The organism is Prodigiosinella confusarubida (genome assembly GCF_002847015.1).
GTDB classification, from domain to species: Bacteria; Pseudomonadota; Gammaproteobacteria; order Enterobacterales; family Enterobacteriaceae; genus Prodigiosinella; species Prodigiosinella aquatilis.
In genome coordinates this window covers 2,742,385-2,766,052 of the sequence record NZ_CP025085.1, presented here as the reverse complement: position 1 = coordinate 2,766,052, position 23,668 = coordinate 2,742,385, and the positions used below count along the sequence as shown (strand labels likewise).

22 protein-coding genes and 1 pseudogene are annotated in these 23,668 nt (G+C 50.4%); 11 read left to right on the top strand and 12 right to left on the bottom strand.

Translation table 11 applies throughout. From position 1 onward, the window contains the following. Window positions 1-17 precede the first annotated feature (17 nt). From CWC46_RS12490 to ttcA, 3 genes and pseudogenes are all read left to right on the top strand, one after another. On the top strand, window positions 18-662 hold the full coding sequence (locus CWC46_RS12490; protein WP_021016234.1) for an NADPH-dependent F420 reductase: 645 nt from the start codon (window positions 18-20) through the stop codon (window positions 660-662). A gap of 96 nt (window positions 663-758) precedes the next feature. Further along, window positions 759-1,048: pseudogene (locus CWC46_RS23275) on the top strand (site-specific integrase); the annotation flags it as partial. Between the two features lie 44 nt (window positions 1,049-1,092). Next, window positions 1,093-2,037: a tRNA 2-thiocytidine(32) synthetase TtcA gene (gene ttcA / locus CWC46_RS12485; protein WP_021016235.1), complete on the top strand. Its 945-nt coding sequence runs from the start codon at window positions 1,093-1,095 to the stop codon at window positions 2,035-2,037. A 330-nt stretch (window positions 2,038-2,367) separates the two neighbouring features. Here ttcA and zntB read toward each other — a convergent pair whose 3' ends face one another. The 3 genes from zntB to CWC46_RS12470 form a co-directional block, all read right to left on the bottom strand. Further along, window positions 2,368-3,351 (bottom strand): zinc transporter ZntB, encoded by a 984-nt coding sequence (gene zntB / locus CWC46_RS12480; RefSeq protein WP_021016236.1) that lies wholly within the window; start codon window positions 3,349-3,351, stop codon window positions 2,368-2,370. 72 nt (window positions 3,352-3,423) lie between these two features. Beyond that, window positions 3,424-5,040: a peptide ABC transporter substrate-binding protein gene (locus tag CWC46_RS12475; RefSeq protein WP_021016237.1), complete on the bottom strand. Its 1,617-nt coding sequence runs from the start codon at window positions 5,038-5,040 to the stop codon at window positions 3,424-3,426. A gap of 72 nt (window positions 5,041-5,112) precedes the next feature. Then, complete coding sequence (locus CWC46_RS12470; RefSeq protein ID WP_021016238.1) at window positions 5,113-5,364, bottom strand: hypothetical protein; 252 nt, start codon at window positions 5,362-5,364, stop codon at window positions 5,113-5,115. A 169-nt stretch (window positions 5,365-5,533) separates the two neighbouring features. Here CWC46_RS12470 and mpaA point away from each other — a divergent pair, with 169 nt between their 5' ends. Next, on the top strand, window positions 5,534-6,265 hold the full coding sequence (mpaA, locus tag CWC46_RS12465) for a murein tripeptide amidase MpaA (protein WP_021016239.1): 732 nt from the start codon (window positions 5,534-5,536) through the stop codon (window positions 6,263-6,265). 55 nt (window positions 6,266-6,320) lie between these two features. Continuing rightward, window positions 6,321-6,824, top strand: coding sequence for a thiol peroxidase (gene tpx, locus CWC46_RS12460; RefSeq protein ID WP_021016240.1), 504 nt, complete (start codon window positions 6,321-6,323; stop codon window positions 6,822-6,824). A 64-nt stretch (window positions 6,825-6,888) separates the two neighbouring features. On the opposite strand, the gene CWC46_RS12455 is transcribed toward tpx, so the two are convergent. After that, on the bottom strand, window positions 6,889-8,358 hold the full coding sequence (locus tag CWC46_RS12455) for an MFS transporter (RefSeq protein WP_084297640.1): 1,470 nt from the start codon (window positions 8,356-8,358) through the stop codon (window positions 6,889-6,891). A gap of 118 nt (window positions 8,359-8,476) precedes the next feature. Between CWC46_RS12455 and CWC46_RS12450 the strand changes: the two genes are divergently transcribed. Together CWC46_RS12450 and CWC46_RS12445 are read left to right on the top strand one after the other, a co-directional pair. Then, window positions 8,477-9,376: a helix-turn-helix transcriptional regulator gene (locus CWC46_RS12450; protein WP_021016242.1), complete on the top strand. Its 900-nt coding sequence runs from the start codon at window positions 8,477-8,479 to the stop codon at window positions 9,374-9,376. After that, window positions 9,373-9,951 carry a GNAT family N-acetyltransferase gene (locus tag CWC46_RS12445; protein ID WP_021016243.1) on the top strand — a complete coding sequence of 193 codons (579 nt, stop codon included), beginning with the start codon at window positions 9,373-9,375 and terminating at the stop codon, window positions 9,949-9,951. The genes CWC46_RS12450 and CWC46_RS12445 overlap by 4 nt, the downstream gene beginning before the upstream one ends. A gap of 13 nt (window positions 9,952-9,964) precedes the next feature. Here CWC46_RS12445 and tyrR read toward each other — a convergent pair whose 3' ends face one another. The 7 genes from tyrR to pspA form a co-directional block, all read right to left on the bottom strand. Next, complete coding sequence (tyrR, locus tag CWC46_RS12440) at window positions 9,965-11,533, bottom strand: transcriptional regulator TyrR (RefSeq protein WP_021016244.1); 1,569 nt, start codon at window positions 11,531-11,533, stop codon at window positions 9,965-9,967. A gap of 173 nt (window positions 11,534-11,706) precedes the next feature. Then, window positions 11,707-13,251 carry a peptidase dimerization domain-containing protein gene (locus CWC46_RS12435; RefSeq protein WP_021016245.1) on the bottom strand — a complete coding sequence of 515 codons (1,545 nt, stop codon included), beginning with the start codon at window positions 13,249-13,251 and terminating at the stop codon, window positions 11,707-11,709. A 188-nt stretch (window positions 13,252-13,439) separates the two neighbouring features. Further along, a complete protein-coding gene (locus CWC46_RS12430; RefSeq protein WP_021016246.1) occupies window positions 13,440-14,483 on the bottom strand; it encodes a TIGR01620 family protein in 1,044 nt (347 codons plus the stop codon). After that, window positions 14,480-15,889, bottom strand: coding sequence for a YcjX family GTP-binding protein (locus tag CWC46_RS12425; RefSeq protein ID WP_021016247.1), 1,410 nt, complete (start codon window positions 15,887-15,889; stop codon window positions 14,480-14,482). Before CWC46_RS12425 ends, CWC46_RS12430 begins: the two co-directional genes overlap by 4 nt. Window positions 15,890-16,013: 124 nt before the next feature. Then, window positions 16,014-16,373, bottom strand: coding sequence for an envelope stress response membrane protein PspC (gene pspC, locus CWC46_RS12420; RefSeq protein ID WP_021016248.1), 360 nt, complete (start codon window positions 16,371-16,373; stop codon window positions 16,014-16,016). Then, window positions 16,373-16,600, bottom strand: a complete 228-nt coding sequence (pspB, locus tag CWC46_RS12415) for an envelope stress response membrane protein PspB (protein ID WP_021016249.1) — start codon at window positions 16,598-16,600, stop codon at window positions 16,373-16,375. Before pspB ends, pspC begins: the two co-directional genes overlap by 1 nt. A gap of 66 nt (window positions 16,601-16,666) precedes the next feature. After that, the gene (gene pspA / locus CWC46_RS12410; RefSeq protein ID WP_021016250.1) at window positions 16,667-17,332 is read right to left on the bottom strand and encodes a phage shock protein PspA; all 666 of its coding nucleotides are present in this window, start codon (window positions 17,330-17,332) and stop codon (window positions 16,667-16,669) included. Between the two features lie 230 nt (window positions 17,333-17,562). Between pspA and pspF the strand changes: the two genes are divergently transcribed. Further along, window positions 17,563-18,558 carry a phage shock protein operon transcriptional activator gene (gene pspF, locus CWC46_RS12405; RefSeq protein WP_021016251.1) on the top strand — a complete coding sequence of 332 codons (996 nt, stop codon included), beginning with the start codon at window positions 17,563-17,565 and terminating at the stop codon, window positions 18,556-18,558. A 17-nt stretch (window positions 18,559-18,575) separates the two neighbouring features. Here the strand turns inward: pspF and zigA are convergent, their stop codons facing one another. Beyond that, the gene (gene zigA, locus CWC46_RS12400; protein WP_021016252.1) at window positions 18,576-19,766 is read right to left on the bottom strand and encodes a zinc metallochaperone GTPase ZigA; all 1,191 of its coding nucleotides are present in this window, start codon (window positions 19,764-19,766) and stop codon (window positions 18,576-18,578) included. Window positions 19,767-20,119: 353 nt separating this feature from the next. Between zigA and sapA the strand changes: the two genes are divergently transcribed. The 3 genes from sapA to sapC are packed head-to-tail and all read left to right on the top strand — an operon-like array spanning window position 20,120 to window position 23,668. Beyond that, window positions 20,120-21,829, top strand: coding sequence for an ABC transporter substrate-binding protein SapA (gene sapA, locus CWC46_RS12395; protein ID WP_021016253.1), 1,710 nt, complete (start codon window positions 20,120-20,122; stop codon window positions 21,827-21,829). Next, the gene (sapB, locus tag CWC46_RS12390) at window positions 21,826-22,791 is read left to right on the top strand and encodes a putrescine export ABC transporter permease SapB (RefSeq protein ID WP_021016254.1); all 966 of its coding nucleotides are present in this window, start codon (window positions 21,826-21,828) and stop codon (window positions 22,789-22,791) included. The genes sapA and sapB overlap by 4 nt, the downstream gene beginning before the upstream one ends. Then, window positions 22,778-23,668: a putrescine export ABC transporter permease SapC gene (gene sapC, locus CWC46_RS12385; RefSeq protein ID WP_021016255.1), complete on the top strand. Its 891-nt coding sequence runs from the start codon at window positions 22,778-22,780 to the stop codon at window positions 23,666-23,668. The genes sapB and sapC overlap by 14 nt, the downstream gene beginning before the upstream one ends.

Genomic DNA, 23,668 nt, shown 5'->3' with positions numbered 1-23,668 from the left:
TTTGAAAGGAAAGAGTGATGAAAATCGGTATTATCGGCGCAGGTTTTGTGGGGCGGGCGATTGCTGAACTTGCGATCAAGACCGGGCATCAGGTAATGCTCAGTAACTCGCGTGGGCCACAGACACTATTCAGTCTTCGTTCGATGATCGGTTGCGAAACAGGCACCGCCAGTGAGGCCACCCTATTCGGTGACATCGTTGTGATTGCCGTGCCCCTTACCGCGATCGGGCAGCTACCGGTCTCAGCGCTTTCAGGGAAACAGGTCATTGACGCAGTCAACTACTATCCTGAACGCGATGGTCATATTGCTGAACTGGATAAACAGACGACGACCACAAGTGAACTTCTGTCCAGTCATCTGCCTGGCGCGAAGATCACTAAGGCATTCAATGCCATTCCAATGACCCAGCTTGTAAGTGATGGTCTGCCCGCCGGCAATGCTTTACGCCGGGCACTACCTCTCGCTGGAAATGACATTGATGGTAAAAGGATCGCAACCGGACTCTACGAGGCGTTCGGTTTTGACACTGTGGATGCAGGGGCACTGTCTGAAGGCTGGAGATTTGAGCGAGGGATGCCCTCCTACTGCGTACGTATGACGAAGGATGAACTGACAATCTCACTTGACGAAACTCGCCGCCTGGATCCCACTGTCGTTTAATCCAACTGACAGGCTTTGCCAATAAATCTGGTCGTCTGCACATAGCAAACGCCAGTCTGCGCTGAATTGCCCAGACTGGCGTTCACATGAATAAACACACAAGCAGGTATCCGCACGATGTCCCGTCTTACTCCCGCGATTGAAGCATTAAAAGCGTAAAGGGACTCACAGGGGAAAAACCTCGGAGAAAAATCATCTACCCTCATCGGGAGCACCGGCTCACTGAAACTCAGCGGTTACGCTTTGTATTTCAGCCACGAAAACAAAAAGGTGAGCAAAAAGCGAGTTATTCGCTTTCTTCAACCGGTGAATTATGGAACGCCGCCGTAAAACGATCTGGCATTCGTCGCTGCAATCCGTACCATACACATCATACTGATGCATGTTGACTACTGTCAGCGGGTGCCAATCCTTTTTAGCAGATTAAAAAATGACAGAGAACCCAATAGTTAAACCAAATCAACAATACAATCTGAACAAACTTCAAAAACGCCTGCGCCGTAACGTGGGACAAGCTATTGCCGATTTCAATATGGTTGAAGACGGCGATCGCATTATGGTCTGCCTGTCCGGCGGCAAAGACAGTTACACCATGCTGGAAATTCTGCGCAATCTGCAACGCAGTGCGCCCGTCACGTTTTCGCTGGTGGCGGTTAATCTGGACCAGAAACAGCCGGGGTTTCCTGAACATATACTGCCACAGTATCTGGACAGCCTGGGTATCGAGTACCATATCGTGGAAGAAAATACCTATGGCATCGTGAAAGAAAAAATTCCAGAAGGGAAAACCACCTGTTCGCTGTGCTCGCGTCTGCGTCGTGGCATTCTGTACCGTACCGCCACTGAGTTAGGCGCCACCAAAATCGCCCTGGGTCATCATCGTGATGACATTCTGCAAACGCTGTTTCTGAATATGTTCTACGGTGGCAAGTTAAAGGGCATGCCGCCCAAACTGATGAGCGACGATGGCAAGCATGTGGTGATTCGCCCATTGGCTTATTGTCGCGAAAAAGATATCGAACGTTTTGCTGATGCCAGGCAGTTCCCGATTATTCCGTGCAACTTGTGCGGTTCTCAACCTAACTTGCAACGTCAGGTCATCAAGGACATGCTGCGTGACTGGGACAAACGCTACCCAGGCCGGATAGAAACCATGTTCAGTGCCATGCAGAACGCAGTGCCATCCCATCTGTGTGATACCGCTCTGTTTGATTTTAAATCCATTACTCACGATAGCGAGGTGGTAAATGGCGGTGATCTGGCGTTCGATCGTGAAATATTACCGCTGCAACCGTCAGGCTGGCGACCAGATGATGATGACGATGACGATGTCACTGCCTCACCGGAAAAACTGGACGTGCTGGAAATCAAATAATCCAGGCGCTAATCGTTTAACCAGGTAATGGATGGGGCGCCCGCAGAGGAGTTACGCCTCAAACCAAGACATTTTTTATCCTTACTACCGGCGAAAAAAATGCCGACATAAAGTCGGCATGGTGTGAATCAATTGTGCTATGCAGTAATTCAAAAAAAGGAAGTAAGACAATATGGAGCGCAACGCCCATCGCTTGACGTTGCATTCACCTGCGGGGGTGATAGTGCCGTACCAATGGGTAAAAAATGTTGATATAGCTCAATATTGCCGTGATTTTCTGTCTACTGCTCATAGAGTGTGATTATTTGTGCAATAAGAATCATTGTTTTTTCATAACCATTTACTGCGTTTTAACCACCAGGTAACACCAAATACCAACATGACCAACATCAGGCAAAACGCGGCAAATCCCCAATGATTCCCGGCCCCGGGAATGCCACCCAGATTAACGCCAAATAACCCCGTAAGAAATGTAGACGGCAAAAACACCATCGCCAGCAGGGACATGGTGTAAGTTCTGCGATTTAAAGCATCGGTCATAAGTGCGGTTATTTCATCAGCGATAACGGCGGTCCGCGCAATACTGGCATCCAGATCATCCAGCCCCCGCCCCAGCCGGGACGCAATCTCTTTCATCCGATGACGGTCGTCATCCTGAATCCAGGGAAGATGCTCACTGGACAAACGGGAAAAAATATCACGTTGCGGCGTCATATAGCGGCGCATCACAATCAGTTGCTTACGGATAAGAGCCAGTTGGCCGCGTGGCGGAATATTCTCATCCAAAAGGCTATCTTCAAGATTGATAATCCGCTCATGCAGATCATCAATAAATTCGCTGGTGTCGTCAGTCAACGCCTCCGCAATAGAGACCAACCAACTGCCACTATCAGTAGGACCATTACCATTCTTAAGGTCGTCCACAACCTCATCAATCGCCGCGACCTTACGTCGCCGGGTAGAGACGATCAACTGGTCGGTAATAAAGACCCGGATAGCCACCAGTTGATCCGGTCTGGCATTGGCGTTGTAGTTAATGCTACGCAGCGTGATCATGATCCCCTCACCCAGTCGACTCACCCGGGGACGGGCGCTTTCTCCCGCCAGAGCACTACGTATACTGTCAGGCAGTAACGTCGTTTCATTCAGCCATCGGATGCTGTCAGGTTGGGTAGAATCCAGATGCAGCCAGCAGGGTTTGGTGCTGCTAAGCGTGCCATGCTCGCCAATCGGCATAACGCCGCCGTCACCATCCAGTTGGTAAGCATGAACGGCCCCTGTTTGCTGTAATGATTTTCCTTCAATGGCTACCACACGTTACCTCCGGTATTATAAACCCAACCCACCCTGATGGACGCCCCCGTACTGACATTCGGAAGTGAGTGGCTAATGTTTGAGAATATAGAGTGTTTGACTGTATGCCACATCTTCCGGATTGGTAATCGGGTACCCTTTTACCCACGGCTTGATCAACCGTCCGTTGGTATATTGATAGATCGGTGCAATCGGGGACTGGTCCGCCAGTATCTGTTCGGCTTTGTTGTAGTCGTCATTCAGCATCTTGGCATCGGTCTGTCCCGCGGCGTCTTCAAGCACCCGGTCATAATCCGCATTTTTGAAACGAGCGATATTACCGCTGTGATTCGACGTTAACAGAGACAAGAATGTTGAAGGCTCATTGTAATCCCCTACCCAGGACGCCCGTACTACATCAAAATTTCCCGTATTACGGCTATCGATGTAGGTCTGCCACTCCTGATTGACCAGCTTCACGTTCACACCCAGTTTCTTTTTCCACATTGAGGCGATGGCGATAGCAATCTTCTTATGCACTTCCTGTGTGTTGTACAGTAACGACAACTTCAATGGTTTTCCGGGACCATAACCGGCAATCGCCATCAGTGCCTTGGCCTGAGCATCCAGCTCTTCTTGTGAATATTGCTGCAATTCCACGGGTGCAGGCTTGAACCCTGCCGTCACATCCGGCGTAAAGTGATAAGCAGGTTTTTCTCCGGTTCCCAAAACCTTTTCCGCAATAACCTGCCGGTCAATAGCATACGACAGCGCTTTGCGTACCCGCGGATCATTCGTCGGAGCGCGCTGGGTATTGAAGGCGTAATAATACGTTCCCAGTTGATCCGGCGTAAAAACCTGACCTGGTAACTCTTTCATCAGCTTTCGGTACATGTTCTTGGGGAACGACTCCGTGATATCGATATCTCCAGCCAGATAGCGTTTAGTCGCGCTCGATTCACTGTTAATCGGTACGAAAGTAACTTTGGTCAGACAGGTATGGGCATGATCCCAATAGTCATCATTCGGCACCAGCACCAGCTTTTCATTCACCACCCTGTCTTGCAGTTTAAACGCACCATTGCCCACTAAATTACCGGGTTTGGTCCAGTCGTTACCGTATTTTTCCAACGTGGCCTGATGTACCGGATAAAGACTGAAGTTAGCTACCAGGCTGACAAAATAGGGTACGGGTTTATTCAGTTGTACTTTGAGAGTGTGGTCATCCATTGCGATCACGCCCAGTTTCTCGGCCGGTAGTTTACCCGCCAGAATCTCATCGGCATTGAGAATGCCAGCCAAACGGGCAAACCAACCAAATGGTGAAGCATTTTTCGGTGTAACCAGACGGCGCCAACTGTACACAAAGTCTTTGGCCGTTACCGGATCACCATTGGACCAACGGGCATTGTCACGCAATGTAAAAATAAACGTACGGTTATCATTGGTTTGCCAACGTAGCGCCACGCCGGGGATCAGATTGCCATACGCATCCTGATTGACCAGGCCTTCATACAGGTCACGAATAACCTGCGCTTCCGGCAATCCCACCGCTTTTATCGGATCCAGTGAGGCAGGTTCGTCCTTGATATGACGAACAATTTCCTGCTTTTCAGCCAGTATGGTTCCCGGAGGCACTTGTGCGGCACTGACGCTGCTCATTAACGCTGTAAATAACCCGCCACACAGGATGGAATAACGAAATAACATGATGAATTGACCTTACCTGATAACCACCCTGTTCGAATATCAGCAACAGGGGAACATGAACCATTGTTATGCCTAGAGACGCTTTCTGGCAGCATTTTCCGCGCTGAAAAACCATAGCTCTGGCGTTCTTTTTGGATAAAAGCGAACTTCATAACTGTCTTGTAGCGGTTTAAGTTTCCAGCTTGGGCGGACATTTTTCTTCGGTGCTAAAAAACGTTTCCACCCCAGCTTACGTTCCGCCTGCCGATCCAGCATCCAGGCGACGGAAGCCGATAAGGGCAAACGAACATAGACGTCCTCGACACTGATATCACAAATACACATATTTCACCTTACCGCATAAAAAATGGTTACTATCCCGTGAGTTATAATAGTCAAAAATCCGCTTTTACATCCAGCCATTATGACTATATTACGGGTGTTATTCCCGGCGGCATCACAGAAGTATTATTTGCTATGATGAACCTGACAATGATGACGCAGGAATACAGCAATGACGCAACATGCATTACCCTATCGAGACAGGCAATCACGTGGCTTTTTCTCCACATCCAGTGAACCTTATGGTCACTCAAGACTGGGCGCACCACTTCTTTATTTCCCTGCTGAAATTCAGCATAGCGGTAGCGGGCTGATCATTGCAGGCACCCACGGAGATGAAACCGCTTCTACCATCGCGCTGTCCTGCGCCATGCGCAGCCTGGCGCCAGGCCACCGTCATCATCATGTCATTCTGGCGGTAAACCCGGATGGCTGTCAGCTTGGGATACGTTCCAATGCCAATGGTGTCGATATCAACCGCAACTTTCCGGCCAGTAACTGGCAACCAGGTGAAACCGTTTATCGCTGGAGTGACGCCACTAAGGCGCGGGATGTCACGCTATCGACCGGTGATGCTCCAGGGTCCGAACCGGAAACCCAGGCATTGTGCCAGTTAATTGATCGACTCTCCCCTCCGTGGGTCGTGTCATTTCATGAACCATTGGCCTGTATTGATGATCCACAATGTTCTGTACTAGGCACATGGATGGCTTACCATTTTTCCTTACCGCAGGTAGACAATGTAGGGTATGGCACACCGGGCTCGTTTGGCAGTTGGTGTGCCGACAGAGCGCTGCTATGTATTACTGCCGAGCTGCCCGTCATTGCCGCAGACACGGCAAATGAGCGTTATCTTGACCCGATGGTTAACCTGTTGGGGCATAATTTTTTATATCAAATTTGAGGGTATTGCCCTACACTGAACAGCATGTTAACCACATGTAACTAAGGACGCAGACATGTCACAGACCATACATTTTCAAGGCAATCCAGTACCCGTAGCCGGGGTCTTTCCCAAAGTGGGTAGCAAAGCCGGCGCGTTCTCATTGGTTGCCAAAGATCTCTCTGACGTTGCTCTCAGCCAGTACGCAGGCAAACGTAAAATTCTGAACATATTCCCCAGCATCGATACCGGCGTTTGCGCAACATCCGTGCGGAAATTCAACCAATTGGGCTCCGAGCTGGAAAACACCGTTGTGTTGTGTATTTCTGCTGATCTGCCATTCGCCCAGTCACGCTTTTGTGGTTCAGAAGGGCTGAATAACGTAGTGGTGCTTTCTACATTGCGTGGCGCTGAATTCAAAGAAAACTATGGTGTCGCCATTGTTGATGGTCCATTGAAAGGCCTGACTGCTCGTGCGGTTGTGGTACTGGATGAAAACGATATCGTATTGCACAGCGAGTTGGTGAACGAAATCACCACCGAACCGAATTATGATGCCGCACTGGCAGTACTGAAATAATCCCCGTCATCGGCGTTCATCATGCCAGTCAGCGTTTTACTGACTGGCATTTTTTCATTATCAATTAATTGTTTTTCTGAATATCCACCGCCACACAAGATGTAATAGTGACCTGTTGCGGCTCGTGGTTTTCCTTACGCAACACCAGGCCTGTACGCAGTACTAATATCAGCATCAATCCCCATTCAGCACATAACGTAACGATCAGCGCGGTCAAAAATCGTCCTTGTGTAAAATGCAGCGTCTGAACCAACACCGTTCCCAGTAAAATAGGCCCCAACCCCAACGATGCTTGTTGCACCGTGGAAAGCAGTGCGCTACCAGAACCCGCATGCACCATAGGGACATCAGACAGCCCGATACGGAAAAAGCTGCTGACAATAAATGCCTGGCCGAACCCAATTACCGACGTTGCGGGTAATAAATACACCCCTTCCGACACGGGCCACACCCATACCAGCGTGGCTATCAATAGCAACAATCCGATCATCTGGATGGTGCACCCAATCAACAGAGCACGCGTTTTGCCAACCCGTCCCGTTATTCGACTGCTGAATAGTGAAGCAATAAAATAAGCCAACCCCAGACCAATAAAACTGTTCCCTGATTGTAACGGCGTAAACCCTGCACCAGATTGCAATGTGTAAGCCACGGCGAACATGAATCCGCTCCAACTGGAGAAAAACAGCACGGCAATCACTAATCCCAACCGGACGCTGGGTAGACGCAATAAAGCTGGGGGCAATAACGGTGCTCGCTGTTGTCGTTCCTGGTAACGTTCAATCCACAACAGCAGAGGGAATAGCACCAGCGTGGCAGCCAGCGCCGCCAGACACTGCCACGGCCAGTGCCATATCGGGCCAAGTGCCAGTGGAAACAATAGACAGATAATCGCCAGCGACAATGCCACAATGCCAAGAAGATCGAGCGCCACCTTTTTCTCACCACGGGTATCCGGTACCCATCGCGGAGCACAGGTCAACACCAACAGACAAAAAGGCAGGTTAATAAGGAATACACTACGCCAGCCGTAACCACCAATATCCAGTTGAATCAGTAACCCACCCAATACTTGTCCGACAATAAACGCCAACCCGCCAATGGCACTGTACAAACCGATGGCATGCGCATGCTCTCTACCACGCAGACAGACATGCAGCGTGGCGAGAATCTGCGGCACAATCAACGCCGCACCCACACCTTGCAATGCCCGAGCCACCAGTAACAACCATACCGTTTGCGCAATACCACACAGCAGAGAGGCCAGCCCAAATAAAAAGACCCCCATCATAAAGACCTGGCGACGGCCATAGTTATCGCCCAGCCGCCCTCCCATCGCCAGAGAAACGGCAAAAGCTACGCCATAAACAGAAACCACCAGCTCCAGCTCAGCAGGACTGGCCGACAGGGAATGGGCAATAGACTCCAGTGCCACGTTGACTATCGAAAAATCAATCATCGGCAGCAGTTGTCCGGTTAATAAAATCACCAGACCGATACTGCTTAACCCCAGGGTGGATGAAGCATGTTTCATAATTGTACCCATTGCGTTAAGAACCAACCGGAGCTAGCATCACCTGTAAATTAAACGGGTACCAGTTCTTGATTATCCTGGTATAAACACTACCTGTCAGAATAGAAGAAGACACGTAATGGCAATAATGAATGTTAATCCGCAGTCAGAAGCTAAAGCTCCGCCAACCATACAGAACAACCGTAAAGTATTGGGTACGTTTCTGCGTTCGCGCCGTGAAAGTCTCGACCCACGGCGTCTGGGATTAGCAGTGCCCCGCAAGCGACGTACTCCCGGATTGAGACGAGAGGATGTGGCGCTATTGGCCGATGTTGGCATTACCTGGTACACCTGGCTAGAGCAAGGGCGACCTATTCGTACTTCAGTCAAAACGCTAACGGCTATCGCCGATGCATTGCAGTTCAATGAGGTGGAAACCCGGCATCTGTTTATGCTGGCAGGTTTACCATTCTCACCATCAGTGCAGGCAAGCTGCGAAAAAATTAGTGCTGCCAGTCAGCGGATCCTTGACCAACTCAACCCCTTTCCCGCCGTTATTGTCAATGCCCGTTTTACTATTCTTGGATTTAACCAGTCTTGGTGCCGCCTGCTAAATATCGATCTGCGCCAGATTCCACCAGAAGATCGCAACTGCATCTACCTGGCGTTAACCCATCAGGGCTGGCGAGAGCACCTGGTCGATCTTCATGAATTTTTGCCCAATATTGTGGCTATGTTTCGCGCACAGATGGCGGAACATGCTGGCGACCGGCGATGGGAATCGCAATTGCAGCGCTATCTTGCCGTATCAGAAGAATTTCGTCAGTTATGGCAGCAACACTACGAAATTCAGGGCGTTGATGATCGAGTAAAACGTTTCTACCACCCGAATCTCGGCATCATTTCACTGAGACAGATCAACTGGTGGACAGCATCACGTAATGGCGACCGCATGCTGGTCTATATGCCTGCGGAAGAACAAGATCAGCTATTACTGGATACTCTCGCCACGTTTCCGGCGCCAAATGAATCCAAATGACCGATACGCATTCAGGTGAGTTTATGTTCCCTTTACTGACATCCAGACTAGTGATTCGCCCCTTCGCCAATGATGATATTCCCCAGTTTGTCGAGGCGGTGTTGGAGTCTGTCAACACTGTCGGGCGCTGGCTACCCTGGTGTACATCCACTTACAGCACTACAGAAGCCACAGACTGGTTCACCTTCTGTGACCAGAGCAGGCAGGCACATACCGCGGTTGATCTTGATATTTTTGACCGGACATCCGAAAGATTTTTAGGTGGTATCTCTATTAATGAAATTCAGCCGATTCGCCAAATGGGCAATATTGGTTACTGGGTACGGCAATCCATGCAAGGAAAAAGTATCGCACTTGAAGCCGTTAACTCAATAGCCGTATACGGATTCAGTCAGCTAAAACTAACCAGGCTGGAAATTGTGACGGGCGAAGAAAACGGGGCCAGTCGCCGGGTGGCAGAGAAAGCGGGAGCGCACTATGAAGGTATCGCCAGAAACCGGATCATCATCCGGCAGCAGCCGATCGATGCTGCCCTATATTCACTGGTTCCCGCAAATAGCCTTCATGCCCGTTAAAGAGGCACAGTGCTTACTCGTCTTCTTCCTCACTGACTTTACGATTGCTAAGCCCGTACTCCCGCAGTTTATTGGCTATCGCCGTATGAGAAACGCCAAGCCGTTTCGCCAGCTTGCGAGTGCTGGGATAGGTCTGGTAGAGACGAGTCAGTACCGAGCGTTCGAAACGTTTACTGATATCGTCTAGCGACCCCTCCAGTGGTTCATCACTCTGCGGCAACTCAGCCACGAAAGCGGGCAGATCGATATCCTGCAAACGCAATTCATTGCCATTCAGTTGAGCGAGTGCGCGATAGATGGTGTTTTTCAACTGACGCACATTGCCGGGCCAGCCGTATTGCGGCAGCAGATTACGCAGTTCCGGCACCAATTTTGGTCTTGGTATGCCTTGCTCATCCGCAAAACGTGCCACAAACAGTTCGGTCAATGGCATGATATCCGCCGGGCGATCACGCAACGGCGGCAACGTCAGCGTCAACACATTGAGGCGGTAATAGAGATCTTCACGAAACTGACCGTGCTGTACCAGTTCCAGCAGATTCTTCTGAGTGGCGCAAATAACCCGCACGTCCACATGAACTTCATGCTCTTCCCCTACCCGACGGAACGTACCATCATTGAGAAAGCGCAGCAGTTTAGTCTGCATCTGAGGTGACATTTCTCCCACCTCATCCAGCAATACCGACCCCCCATTAGCCTGTTCAAAAAATCCCTTTTTACCTTCCAGTGCATTGGGATAAGCGCCCGGCGCATAACCGTAAAGTTCACTTTCCATGACGTCATCCGGCAAAGCAGCGCAATTCAGTGCCAGGAACGGTTCTTTTCCACGGGTACTGCGCAGATGGCACGCCCGTGCCAGCATATCTTTACCTGTGCCCGTTTCACCCACTATCAACAGCGGCGCATCCAGCATCGCCAATTTTCTGGCCTGATCGATCACCTGCCGCATCTTAGGGCTGATAGCGACCAGATGATCAAATTCGCTGTCATCATTAATGCCGATCGCCTGCAACTGGCGTCCCATACGCGCCGCAGATTTCAACATTATCAGCGCACCGACAATCGTCGGTTTAGCGGTATCGTCGTCCAGATATACCGGTGTTATTTCCAGCAGAAAATCCTGACTCTGGATCACCACTCGCTCGGTTTCTGGCACACTACCCAGTTCCAGCCAATGGGTAAAATTATATCCGTGGATCAATTGGCCAAGGGTGAGGTTACGGGACTTCTCCACCGGCAATCCAAACAGCCTCAACGCCGCCGCATTGATCAATTCCACTTTCCCTCTCAAGTCGAGGGACAACACCGGCTCCGGCATTGATTCCAACAAGGCGTTCAACGCTCGATGCTCACGTTCGGAAGGCATAAAGGCGACGGTCCGGACATCGCTGATACCATCAATACGGCGAATTTCTGCCATCAATCCCCGGAAGTCATCAAAACTCAGGCTCGCGAAGTTGAGATAAATTCGGCCGGCGGGATCAATTTCAATCCCGCGCAAATCAATATGGCGGAGTACCAGCAAATCCAACAGTTCGCGGGTTAGACCAATACGGTCTTCACAAAAAACTTCCAGACGCATCAACGACAGCCTTCTTAATCAGGTGCGGCAGAGGATAAAACCTGATGATACCCTTTCACTGTCACAGGATGAAGTAAAGTGTCAGCAAAAGTTGACAGTCACCGAATAATTCAAACACGGCGCAATACCCGCTTCAGCACGGCGAACCGCTATTCCAGTAGCAGCGATTAAATTTACGGGAATGGCGTAGTCACCATGGACACGATCGTTCTTACACCCTCGATATAGTTACCAACGCGCAGATTTTCGTCCTGATTGTTCTGATTGTCGTCTGCATTCAATAACGGCACGAACACATAGCTGCTTTTTAATAGACGAACCGGGCCATTAATTGGCGGTGAAATACCCACCATGCGATTTTTTTCCGCTGCAATCCCCCTGGGGGCGGTTATTCCCTTTACCGCCCATATCGCAAACGGGGAATCCATCGGTGTTCTGACCGCGACGGCACTGCCAGGTGAGGCCAGCATCGTCATGGAAATCAGACGAGGATAATGATTCCGCTCCTGTAACGAAGGTGAGTCAGAGCGGATGATATGAAAACCTTTGGATACCACATACGTTTTCAGCAAATCGTAGAGATACTCCGGCGGAGTTTCCGGTACCGTTCGGAGGTTAATACTGGCGGTAGCCGTCGCCGGGATGACCGTCATAGCCCGTCGACCGGTATCCCCGGCATTGAGACCGATAATATCCAATGAAGGGTATTGCAGCGCCTCAATAGGATTGTCCGCAATCTTATCCAACTGATTCACACCATAGCGGTTTTCTATCGTTCCAGGCGATGGAGCAGATTCGGCCATCTGTTTACGATCGCTGTCGCTGATTTTTACCCGATCATAAAAACCGGGGATCGTCACCCGACCATTCGCTTCTTTCATACTGCCCAGCAACGCTGCCAGCTGCATGGCCGGATTAGAGATAATGTTGCCGTAAGCCCCACTGTGCGCACCGACGATAGGACCAAAAGCGGTCATATCCACCTGGATGCTACCCCGATAACCAAAGGTGATCATCGGCTTATCATTATCGGACATGGCACCATTGAAAATGACGATACCGTCGTTTTTAAGCTGAGCCGCATTCTGTGCCACCACTCGAATAAGATGTGGTGATCCCCGTCGTTCTTCTGAGTCCAGCAACACTTTGATGTTTACCGTCGCTGGTGTATTCGATCCTTTCAGTGCATCTATCGCCGCCAGAAATATGCCAATGGTCCCTTTACCATCAGCGGCAGAATGAGCAAAGATACGCCACTCTGGGTCGAGTGCGGACGTGGTTAACAGATGGTTGTCAGGCTGTACCTGCCATCCCCCTTTTCCATCATTAACTTTCAGTATCGGTTTCCAGGGATCGGTTTTCCACTCGGTTGCAGTGATAGGTTGCCCATCGAAGTGCATATAAAACAGGATGGTTTTGCGGTTCGGCTGTGGTTTCCCCCATTCGGCGTAAACCATGGGACGTAAATCATTCTTCAATTGTTGAGTAATGAACCCGCGCTTCTTGAGCGCGTTGATAAGCCATGCGGCATTGTGCTGAATATCGGACGAGGACTCAGTACTATCAGGCAGTGTCAACCAGTCCAGGTATTCGGGGAAACTGCCTTGTGCATAACGTTGAGCATCGGCGGGTGCCAGCACCAATTGTGCCTGGGCAGATAAAGAGAGCAACACAGAACAGAGTAGTCCGGTAATAATGATTTTTTTACAGTGGTGCATAAGCAAACATCCCGTCAATGGAAGAGAAGCATACACATATCGGTATTTGCATGAAACCCGTACTCGGTATACATGACTATGCTTATCACAACGGTACTGATGAATGCACCAAAACATGAACGTTTTCTTGACTAATAGTAAGAAATTTCAGGAGAAATGCCAGATATCACCCCATCGTGCTGAAACTGTCAGGATGTTTTATGCATGATGGCCTTAACCCGTCCGATAAGCTCACGACGAAAATCACCCAACCGTGGTTTATCATCCAGCCAGGGCAAAGGACGACACAGCTCCATTGCTTTGATGCCTAAACGAGCGGTCAACAGACCAGCACCAATACCCTGTGCGGCACGAGCCGACACTCTGGCGGCCAGATCCTGCGACATCCAGTCCATGCCAATTTCTCTCACCAGCTCAGATGCGCCAGCAAAAGCGATGTTCAGCAGAACCAGACGGAACAGTCGTAGACGGCTGAAATACCCCAGTTCAATGCCATAAAGCGTTGCGATACGATTAATCAACCGCAGGTTACGCCAGGCAATAAACGCCATATCCACCAGTGCCAGTGGGCTGACAGCAATCATCAATGCTGACTCGGCAGCAGAGCTGCTAATCTCCCGTCGGGCGTGATTATCCAGCACAGGCTGTACCAACCGGGCATACAGTTCGACAACCTCCCTATCGTTATGGGTATCATGCAGCGACGCCTGCCAACGTTGTATCGCCGGATGTCCTTGATCCAACCCTGCCTGTCGGGCCAGTTTTTCACAGAATCCCCGTCCGGCGCCAACGCTGTGACTGTGCAACAGATCACGCGCAATATCGCGCTCTTCCGCCCGCAAGCGCAGGCGATAAAGCCGGCGCCACTCGATCACCAGCGAACCAACACCCGCGCCGACGATCAAACTGCCAGCGGCAATACCGCCCAACGCTATCCAGTCTTGTGCCAGCCAGGCGTGATACAGAGATTGCCCTCCCTGCGCCAGCGCGCTGATGCCAAACAACGTGATCCCCGCCATCACCATACGTCGCCATAGGCTACGTTTAGGGTGCAAAACATCATTGATAACCGCTTCCGCCATCCCGTCTTCCGGCAGTTCACTGGCGGGATCCTGTGGGGTAAACCGTTGTGCGTCTTGCTCATCAAAAGTCTGATTCGCACGCAATGTCGGCTGCGGCTCTTCTGGCTCGTTCTGCTCAAAAGTAATGCGCGGCTTCAGCGGTTCATTCATCGCAATTTATCTCCCAATAAAAACTCCATTACCGTATCCAGCCGGATATGCGGCAACGGCGTATCCACACTCATTTCCTGCGGGCGGAACTGATCAAAATGGAACCCCTGCTCACGCCAGAATGTCGCGCCTGGAAGGTGAGCCGGTACGTCGCCAGGATAGAGTGTCAGTAGTTGTCCATCGCTGAGTCGGTGCCCCTTCAAGGCCGGGATTTTCTGTCCCTGATGTTCCACGATGCCACCTTGTGTCGATTGAATGGCAGCGATACCGGCACAATCGATGCTAATACCTTCAAAGGCAGCACTCTGTCTGGCTTCCTGCACCAATTGCTGCAATAACGACACCAGATTGGTGTGCTGATCGGCGGTAATATGGTCCGATTTTGTGGCAGCAAACATCAGCTTATCAATGCGAGGGGAAAACAGACGGTGCAACAATGTACGTTTACCATAATGGAAACTTTGCATCAGTTGCGTCAGGGCAAGACGCATATCGTTGAACGCATTGACACCACTATTCAGTGGTTGCAGGCAATCCACCAGTACTATCTGACGGTCGAAGCGTACAAAGTGACGTTTATAAAAATCTTTAACAATGGACTGACAATAGTAGTCAAAACGCTGGCGCAGCATGCCGATGTTGGTACGAACATCCGCTTGAGACAGTCGGGACTCCCCCTGCACATCCAACCGGGGCCAGGGAAAGAATTGCAGTACCGGCGCGCCCGCCAGATCACCAGGTAACACAAACCGTCCGGGCTGAATGAAATGGAAACCTTCCTGCTTACATTTCAGCAGATAATCCGTGTAGGCCTGAGCGATAGCCGCCAGTTGGTTTTCATCCGCCGGAGCCAGAGGGTCCAGTTTTTCACACAGCGTCAGCCAAGGCTGCGCCCAGGCGATGCGATCCCCTTGCAACAATCCGGTCATCTGTCGTGACCAGTCAAGATAACGCTGTTCCAGCAACGGCAGATCCAACAACCATTCGCCAGGATAATCGACAATTTCCAGATACAGGGTCGACGTGTCTTTAAAATGCCGGAGCAGAGAATCATGAGAGCGATAACGCAGCGCCAGTCGGATCTCACTGACACCACGGGTCGGTGTCGGCCATGCGGGCGGAGAACCATACAGCGCAGCGATGCCTTCATCGTAAGCAAATCGCGGGACACCCAGGTCGCGCTGAGGAATGCGTTTTGCACCCAGTAGCCGCCCTTCCCTGACGGCAGAAAAAAGCGGCAATCTGGCGCCGCTATGTAGATGAAGTAACTGGTTGACAAACGCCGTGATAAACGCCGTTTTACCACTGCGGCTCAACCCGGTCACCGCCAATCGTAAATGACGGTCGACACCACGGTTTACCAACGAGCCTAACTCGTTTTGCAGTCGATTAAGAGGATGAGACATGGCACTCCTGTTCCTTGTAACGCTTTCGGACACTCGGTGCGTTATCATTTTACCGCGTTCAACACCAAAAAATACGACACAACGCCCGCTTGCCGAAGCAGCGCGGCATCATGTACCAGTAAGGTTAAAGCTGACGGAATCGACTTTGTACCCCGAAAGTATCGGAAGTAATGTAGCGTTCAATATGCCGCAAACGCTGCTCGCTGGCGCGGAGCGTCGCATCGGCATCATCCAGCAATTGGCGTGGTGTCTGCGTCGGGGTTTCCCGGTAAAACGATGCAGGGGCCGGATCCAACACCAGGCTCAGAATGATATAGGCCACAGCGGTGATCAGAAATAGCCCAAAAAACACCGATAATATCGCGATAACTCGCACCAACTTCACAGGAACGTCAAAATAGCGGGCCAGACCAGCACAGACCCCTTTGATGATGCCTTCTTCAGGTAGAAGGTAGAGTTTTTTACCCGTCAAGGTACTGTTCATCAGGATTGTCTCCAGCTTGGATGTTCCGCGTCCAGAATCTCTTCCAGCGCCGCAATACGTTCTCGCATACGGTTTGCATCTTCTGTCAATCTGACCAAATGCTGTATGTCATCTTGACTGAGTTGAGCATTGTTTTTGCGCTGGCTGTAATGAAGCCAGAGCCATATCGGTGCCACAAACAGCATAAATATGGTTAGCGGTATCATAGTCAGAAACAAGGCACCCATTTTTTCTCCTTAATTATTATGATGGTCAATCATGGCAGCCGCCAAATTTAACGACTACCGTCGCCATTACTCCATGGGTTTAACTTTAGCTTTCAACGCCGCCAGTTGCGCGTCAATTTCATCGTTAACTTTCAATTCGGCAAACTGCTGATCCAGCGATTTCTGTTTACCCAGACCCATACTCTCCCCTTCAGATTCCAGCGTATCTATCCGGCGCTCAAACTGTTCAAAACGCGCCATAGCTTCATCCAGCTTACCACTATCCAATTGACGACGAACATCGCGGGAAGACGAGGCGGCCTGATGACGCAACGTCAGCGCCTGCTGACGAGCACGAGTTTCGGTCAATTTGTTTTCCAGCTCACCAATTTCCCGCTTCATACGCTCCAGCGTTTCATCCACATTGCTGGCTTCCTGTTCTAATACCGCCATCAGATCCGTCAGTTTCTGCTTTTCAATCAACGCCGCCCGGGCCAGATCGTCCTTATCTTTACGTAAGGCCAGCTCTGCTTTTTCCTGCCACTGAGACTGCTGTCTGTGAGCTTGTTCAATACGGCGCGTTAGCTGTTTTTTCTCTGCCAGTGCACGCGCGGAGGTCGAACGAACTTCCACCAGCGTATCTTCCATTTCCTGAATCATCAGCCTTACCAGTTTCTGCGGATCCTCCGCTTTATCCAGTAACGTATTGATGTTGGCATTCACGATATCGGCAAAACGAGAAAAAATACCCATAACATAATTCTCCTGATGATTTTCGGCGTGCATACGCCTGATTCAGTGATGTTATCAGCCACTGCGGATAACACCTTTGCGTGTCGATATAACCTAATCAAACTTCATGCCAAGTTTTATATTTACTTAACCACATGAAATATAAATACTTATTTTATTGCTGTTTTTTACACCACACATTATCATGGTCAAATAAGCCAATAGTTGGTGAAAATGACAAGGCGAGTGTTATGGATCATGAAAAAGAATCTTTATTGGGTGAAGCCAACAATTTTCTTGAAATGCTGGAACAGGTGTCACAACTGGCGCAGCTTAATAAACCCGTACTGGTAATTGGCGAACGCGGTACCGGTAAAGAGCTGATCGCCAGCCGACTGCACTATTTGTCTCCCCGCTGGCAAGGGCCATTCATTTCCCTTAACTGTGCGGCATTAAATGAGAACCTACTCGACTCTGAACTGTTCGGACACGAAGCGGGTGCCTTTACTGGCGCACAAAAGCGCCATCTCGGGCGTTTCGAGCGTGCCGATGGTGGAACGTTATTCCTTGATGAACTGGCGACTGCCCCCATGCTGGTGCAGGAAAAACTATTGCGGGTCATCGAATACGGTGTACTGGAACGCGTTGGTGGTGGACAGCCATTACAGGTGGATGTCCGGCTGGTCTGTGCGACTAACGACAATCTGCCGGTACTGGCTGAGCAAGGAAAATTCCGTGCTGATCTGCTGGATCGTCTGGCATTTGACGTAGTGTATCTCCCCCCACTGCGCCAACGCCAGCAGGATATCATGTTGCTGGCTCAGCATTTTGCCGTGCAGATGTGCCGTGAGTTGGGCCAATCGTTGTTCCCGGGGTTCACACCGCATGCTGAACATACCTTGTTGCACTACGCCTGGCCTGGGAATATCCGGGAATTGAAGAATGTGGTAGAACGGTCGGTGTATCGCCACGCCAGCAGCGCGACAGCGCTGGATAATATTATTATTGATCCATTCCAAAAAGATGCTCCAATACTACCGGACCTTATCGCCACCCCCAGCGATGCCCTTCCCGATTTACCGCTGGATATGCGTCGCTGGCAGCGGGATCAGGAAAAACATCTGCTGGAGCAATCACTGACGCAGGCACGTTTCAATCAGCGCAAAGCCGCGGAACTCCTGGGATTGACCTACCATCAGTTCCGCGGTTTGTTGAAAAAACATGAATTATCCGTGAGTAATGAATAGCTGGAATTAGACACGCCTTACCACTCAGGAAAAGGATCTTCCATTTCCATCCAATGATCTACGCCAGCGGCCAACTGGCTGTCATTAATCAGGCAGGCATTGAGTCGATGGGTAATCCAGGCTGGGTCAATATTTTGGCCGATGAAAACCATTTCCTGGCGCATATCCCCAAACGGCTCCTGCCATTTTTCAGTAATCATCTGTTGTGTTTCTGCATCTTGTGGCCATTGGTCGACCGGTATGGCCTTCCAGAACTTGCCAGCCAATCCATAGCGCAGTATACCACCGGCCTGATTCCATAATCCGGCATCAAAGGGCCGGGTTGCCAGCCAGAAAAATCCTTTCGAACGCAACAACAGTCCGCCGCCCCAGTCATCTTGTTGCAAAAAATCATGAAACTTGCGGGTATCAAAGGGCCGCCGAGCCCGATAGACAAAATTACTGATGCCGTAGTTCTCTGTCTCCGGCGTATGTGTCCCTCGCAGTTCCTGCAACCAGCCGGGTGCTTGTGCCGCCTTGTCAAAATTGAAGCGTTCGGTATTCAGTATCTCTTCCAGCGGAACCTGTCCCTGCTCGATAGGCACAATATGCGCGGTCGGGTTGAGGGTTTGCAGCACAGTAATAATCTCTTGCCGCGCCTCAGTGGTCATTTGATCGGTTTTGCTGATCAACATCACATCGCAGAATTCAATCTGCTCAATCAGCAGATCCGTCACGCTGCGCATATCCTCTTCGTCCAGACTTTGCCCAACATCATACAAACTCTCAGCCGCCTGATACTGTTGTAGGAAATTCACCCCATCCACCACAGTGACCAGCGTATCCAGCCGGGCGAAATCAGACAGACGCTGTCCATTCTCATCTTCAAACGTGAAGGTTTCCGCTACAGGTAACGGTTCGGAAATACCACTGGATTCAATCAGCAGGTAGTCATAACATCCGGCCTGCGCCAACTCCCGCACAGCAATCAATAAATCTTCACGCAGGGTACAGCAGATACAGCCGTTACTCATGGAGACCAGCTTTTCCTGACGATGATCCAGCGTAACTTCATTATTCACCAGATCAGCATCAATGTTCACTTCGCTCATGTCATTGACAATTACTGCGACACGCCTTCCCTGACGATTATTTAATACATGGTTTAGTACAGTGGTTTTTCCTGCCCCCAGAAAACCGGACAATACAGTGACGGGTAGTGGCTGCATGGCTTTTCTCCTGCCTGAAATGTGTGCGCAATGGCTGACTAACGGTTATGCGTCAAACTCACGTGATAATCGGGAATTACATTAGCACAACTATGGAATGTTATAACATAACGTTTGATAAAAAATCGACGGTACGTGACAGAACATGCTAAACCGGCAGGAACGATAAAAACCAACAATGGCTGGATGCGGCGGGTTAATCATCGTGTTACGCATATTGCCAAATTACTGTACTTAAATGATGAGTTATGCAGCAATTCTGATGGAAAAGAGGCCAGATAAGCACAACAGATTGGGAGGAGGCGCAGAGTGCGATACACTCTGTGTATTACATAATGTGTGAAAATGCCTGTATGTCCGGAAAAATAACTCTCGTATTGGTGCTGTTCTGTCTGTCGTTGCCCGCGCTGGCCGTACCGGTACCACCCCCAGTTGGTCCAACGACACCATTGGAAGATATCCGACACAGTGGGTTTGTTTATTGCGTCAATGATGTTCTAAACACCTTTAACCCACAAATGGCGCGCAGTGGATTAATGGTCGATACCCTGGCAGCCCAGCTGTATGATCGTCTGCTGGGGGTCGATCCCTATACCTATCGCTTGATGCCTGAATTGGCCCAACGCTGGGAAGTATCAGATAATGGCGCAACCTATCGGTTTTGGCTGCGGCGGGATGTTCCGTTTCAGAAAACCCGTTGGTTTACCCCAACACGCATGATGAATGCAGATGATGTGATGTTCAGCTTTCAACGCATGCTGGATAAAAATAACCCGTTTCATGACATCAATGGCGGTGAATATCCCTATTTCGATAGTTTGCAGTTTTCCAGCATGGTACAGAGCATCCGAAAATTGGGTGAATACAGCGTAGAGTTCCGGCTAAATCATCCAGACTCATCGTTCCTGTGGCATCTGGCGACACATTATGCGCCAGTGCTTTCGGCTGAGTATGCGCAGAAACTGGTGCAGCAAGACAAAAAAGAGCAGATCGATCGTCTACCGGTAGGCACTGGGCCTTATATGCTGGACGAATACCGTTACGGTCAATATATCCGCCTGAAACGTAACGATGAATACTGGCGTGGGAAACCACGTATGGCTCAGGTGGTCATTGATCTCGGTTCCGGCGGCACCGGACGGCTATCAAAACTGCTGACCGGTGAATGCGATGTATTAGCTTATCCGGCGGCCAGCCAATTATCCATCCTGCGTAACGACCCCCGCTTACGTCTGTCTCTGCGACCCGGCATGAATGTCGCCTATCTGGCGTTTAATGTGCGGAAACCACCACTGGATAATGTTGATGTCCGGCATGCCATTGCCCTGGCGATTAATAATGACCGGCTGATGCAATCCATTTACTACGGCACGGCGGAAACTGCCGCTTCTATCCTGCCTCGAGCGTCATGGGCCTACGATAACTCATCGCAGGTGACAGAATATAATCCTGTAAAATCCCGTCAGTTGTTGAAGAAACTAGGGATTACCAATCTAAGTCTGCGCTTATGGGTACCCATGGCCTCTCAGTCCTATAACCCCAGCCCGATAAAAACTGCCGAGTTGATTCAGGCCGATCTGGCGCAAGTGGGAATTAAAGTCACGATAGTTCCCGTTGAAGGTCGTTTTCAGGAAGCTCGCCTGATGGAGATGGACCATGATCTGACACTGGCGGGTTGGGCCACCGACAGCAATGACCCAGACAGCGTATTCCGTCCCTTGCTAAGTTGCGCCGCCATTCCTTCACAGACCAATTATGCTCACTGGTGTGATCAGGATTTCGATACGTTATTGCAGGATGCACGCTCTTCACAACAGTTATCCCGACGCATTGAGTACTACCAGCAAGCTCAGCACATTCTTTCCGAACAGTTACCTGTGTTGCCGTTAGCATCATCGCTCCGCATGCAGGCTTACCGCGCTGATATGAAAGGGTTAATACTCAGCCCATTTGGCAACGCCTCATTCGCTGGGGTTTACCGGGACGACGGACATCAGGAAAAACCGGATGCAACATCCGTGGATCCTTCTTCACCGATGCCAGCTAAAGAGGAAAAACCATGATCATCTATGCGTTGCGCCGTTTGCTACTGCTGTTGGTGACACTGTTTCTGCTTTCGCTGATCAGCTTTAGCCTGGTTTATTTTACCCCCCATGCTCCGCTGAGTGGTGCGGCACTGTTCGATGCCTATCATTTCTATTTTGTCAGCCTGTTACAGGGTGATTTCGGACTTTCCAGTATTAACGGTCAACCCATCAACGAACAACTGAGAGAAGTATTCCCTGCCACGATTGAATTATGTGTCCTGTCGTTCTCATTATCATTGTTGGTAGGGATTCCGTTGGGGATTACCGCCGGTGTGATGCAAAACAAGGGGATGGATAAATTTATCAGTGGATTGGCCTTGCTCGGTTTCTCGCTACCGGTATTCTGGCTGGCTCTGTTGATGACGCTGTTTTTTTCACTCCATCTCGGTTGGTTGCCAGTATCTGGGCGTTTTGATCTGTTGTATCAGGTTCCCCCCGTCACCGGATTCGCCTTAATTGATGCCTGGCTGTCAGACTCACCGTACCGGGATGAAATGTTACTCAGTGCCATCCGTCATCTGATTTTGCCCGTCATTGTGCTCTCGGTTGGACCAACGACCGAAGTTATCCGACTATTGCGCCTCAGTACGGCCGAAATTGGCAGCAAGAACTACATCAAAGCCGCCTTAACCCGAGGGCTGTCACGCTCAACCGTAATCCGCCGTCACCTACTGCATAACGCCCTTCCACCGATTATTCCCAAACTGGGATTACAGTTTTCCACCATGTTAACGCTGGCGATGATCACTGAAGTGGTATTCAGCTGGCCAGGTCTGGGGCGCTGGCTGGTGAACGCTATCCGCCAACAGGATTACTCGGCAATCTCGGCAGGCGTCATGGTCATCGGCACGGTGGTCATTTCTATTAATGTGTTATCTGACATCTGGGGTGCAATGGCAAACCCGTTGAAACATAAGGAATGGTATGCCCTTCGATAATGTCTATAGTGAAAAGAATCTACCCAGCCGTTGGCGTGATACCTGGCAAGCGTTTTATCAGGATATCTTGGGCATGTTGGGCCTTTATGGCTTCCTGTTTTTGATCGCCTTATGCTTATTCGGTAACGCACTGGCACCTTATGCCGTCGATCAGCAATTTTTGGGCTACCAGCTACTGCCCCCCTCCTGGTCACGTTATGGTGAAGTTTCCTTTTTCCTCGGCACCGACGATCTGGGCCGCGACCTGTTGAGCCGTTTGATGAGCGGTACCGCACCAACCTTTGGTTCCGCATTGGTGGTTACCGTTACCGCTGCACTGTGTGGCGTACTGATAGGCGTATTGGCAGGCGTTACCCACGGGTTACGCTCCGCCGTACTGAACCATATTCTCGATGCCCTGCTCTCTATCCCTTCTCTGTTGCTGGCCATTGTTGTGATCGCTTTCATTGGGCCACAATTGGGACACGCCATGCTGGCGATAGGTCTGGCACTGCTGCCGCGAATGGTGCGCACCATATACACGGCTGTGCATGAAGAACTGGAAAAAGAGTATATTGTGGCCGCCCGTTTGGATGGTGCCTCAATAATTTACATCATCTGGTATGCGATACTGCCCAATATTCTGGCGCTGCTGGTAACAGAGTTTACCCGCGCCCTCTCTGTCGCCATTCTGGATATTGCCGCCCTAGGCTTCCTGAATCTGGGAGCCCAACTCCCTACGACAGAATGGGGTACCTTGCTGGGGAACTCGCTAGAACTAGTCTATGTTGCGCCCTGGACAGTCATGCTGCCCGGTACCGCGATTACCTTCAGCGTACTGATTGTCAATCTGCTGGGCGACGGTGTACGCCGTGCTCTGATGACTCAAACTGAGTAA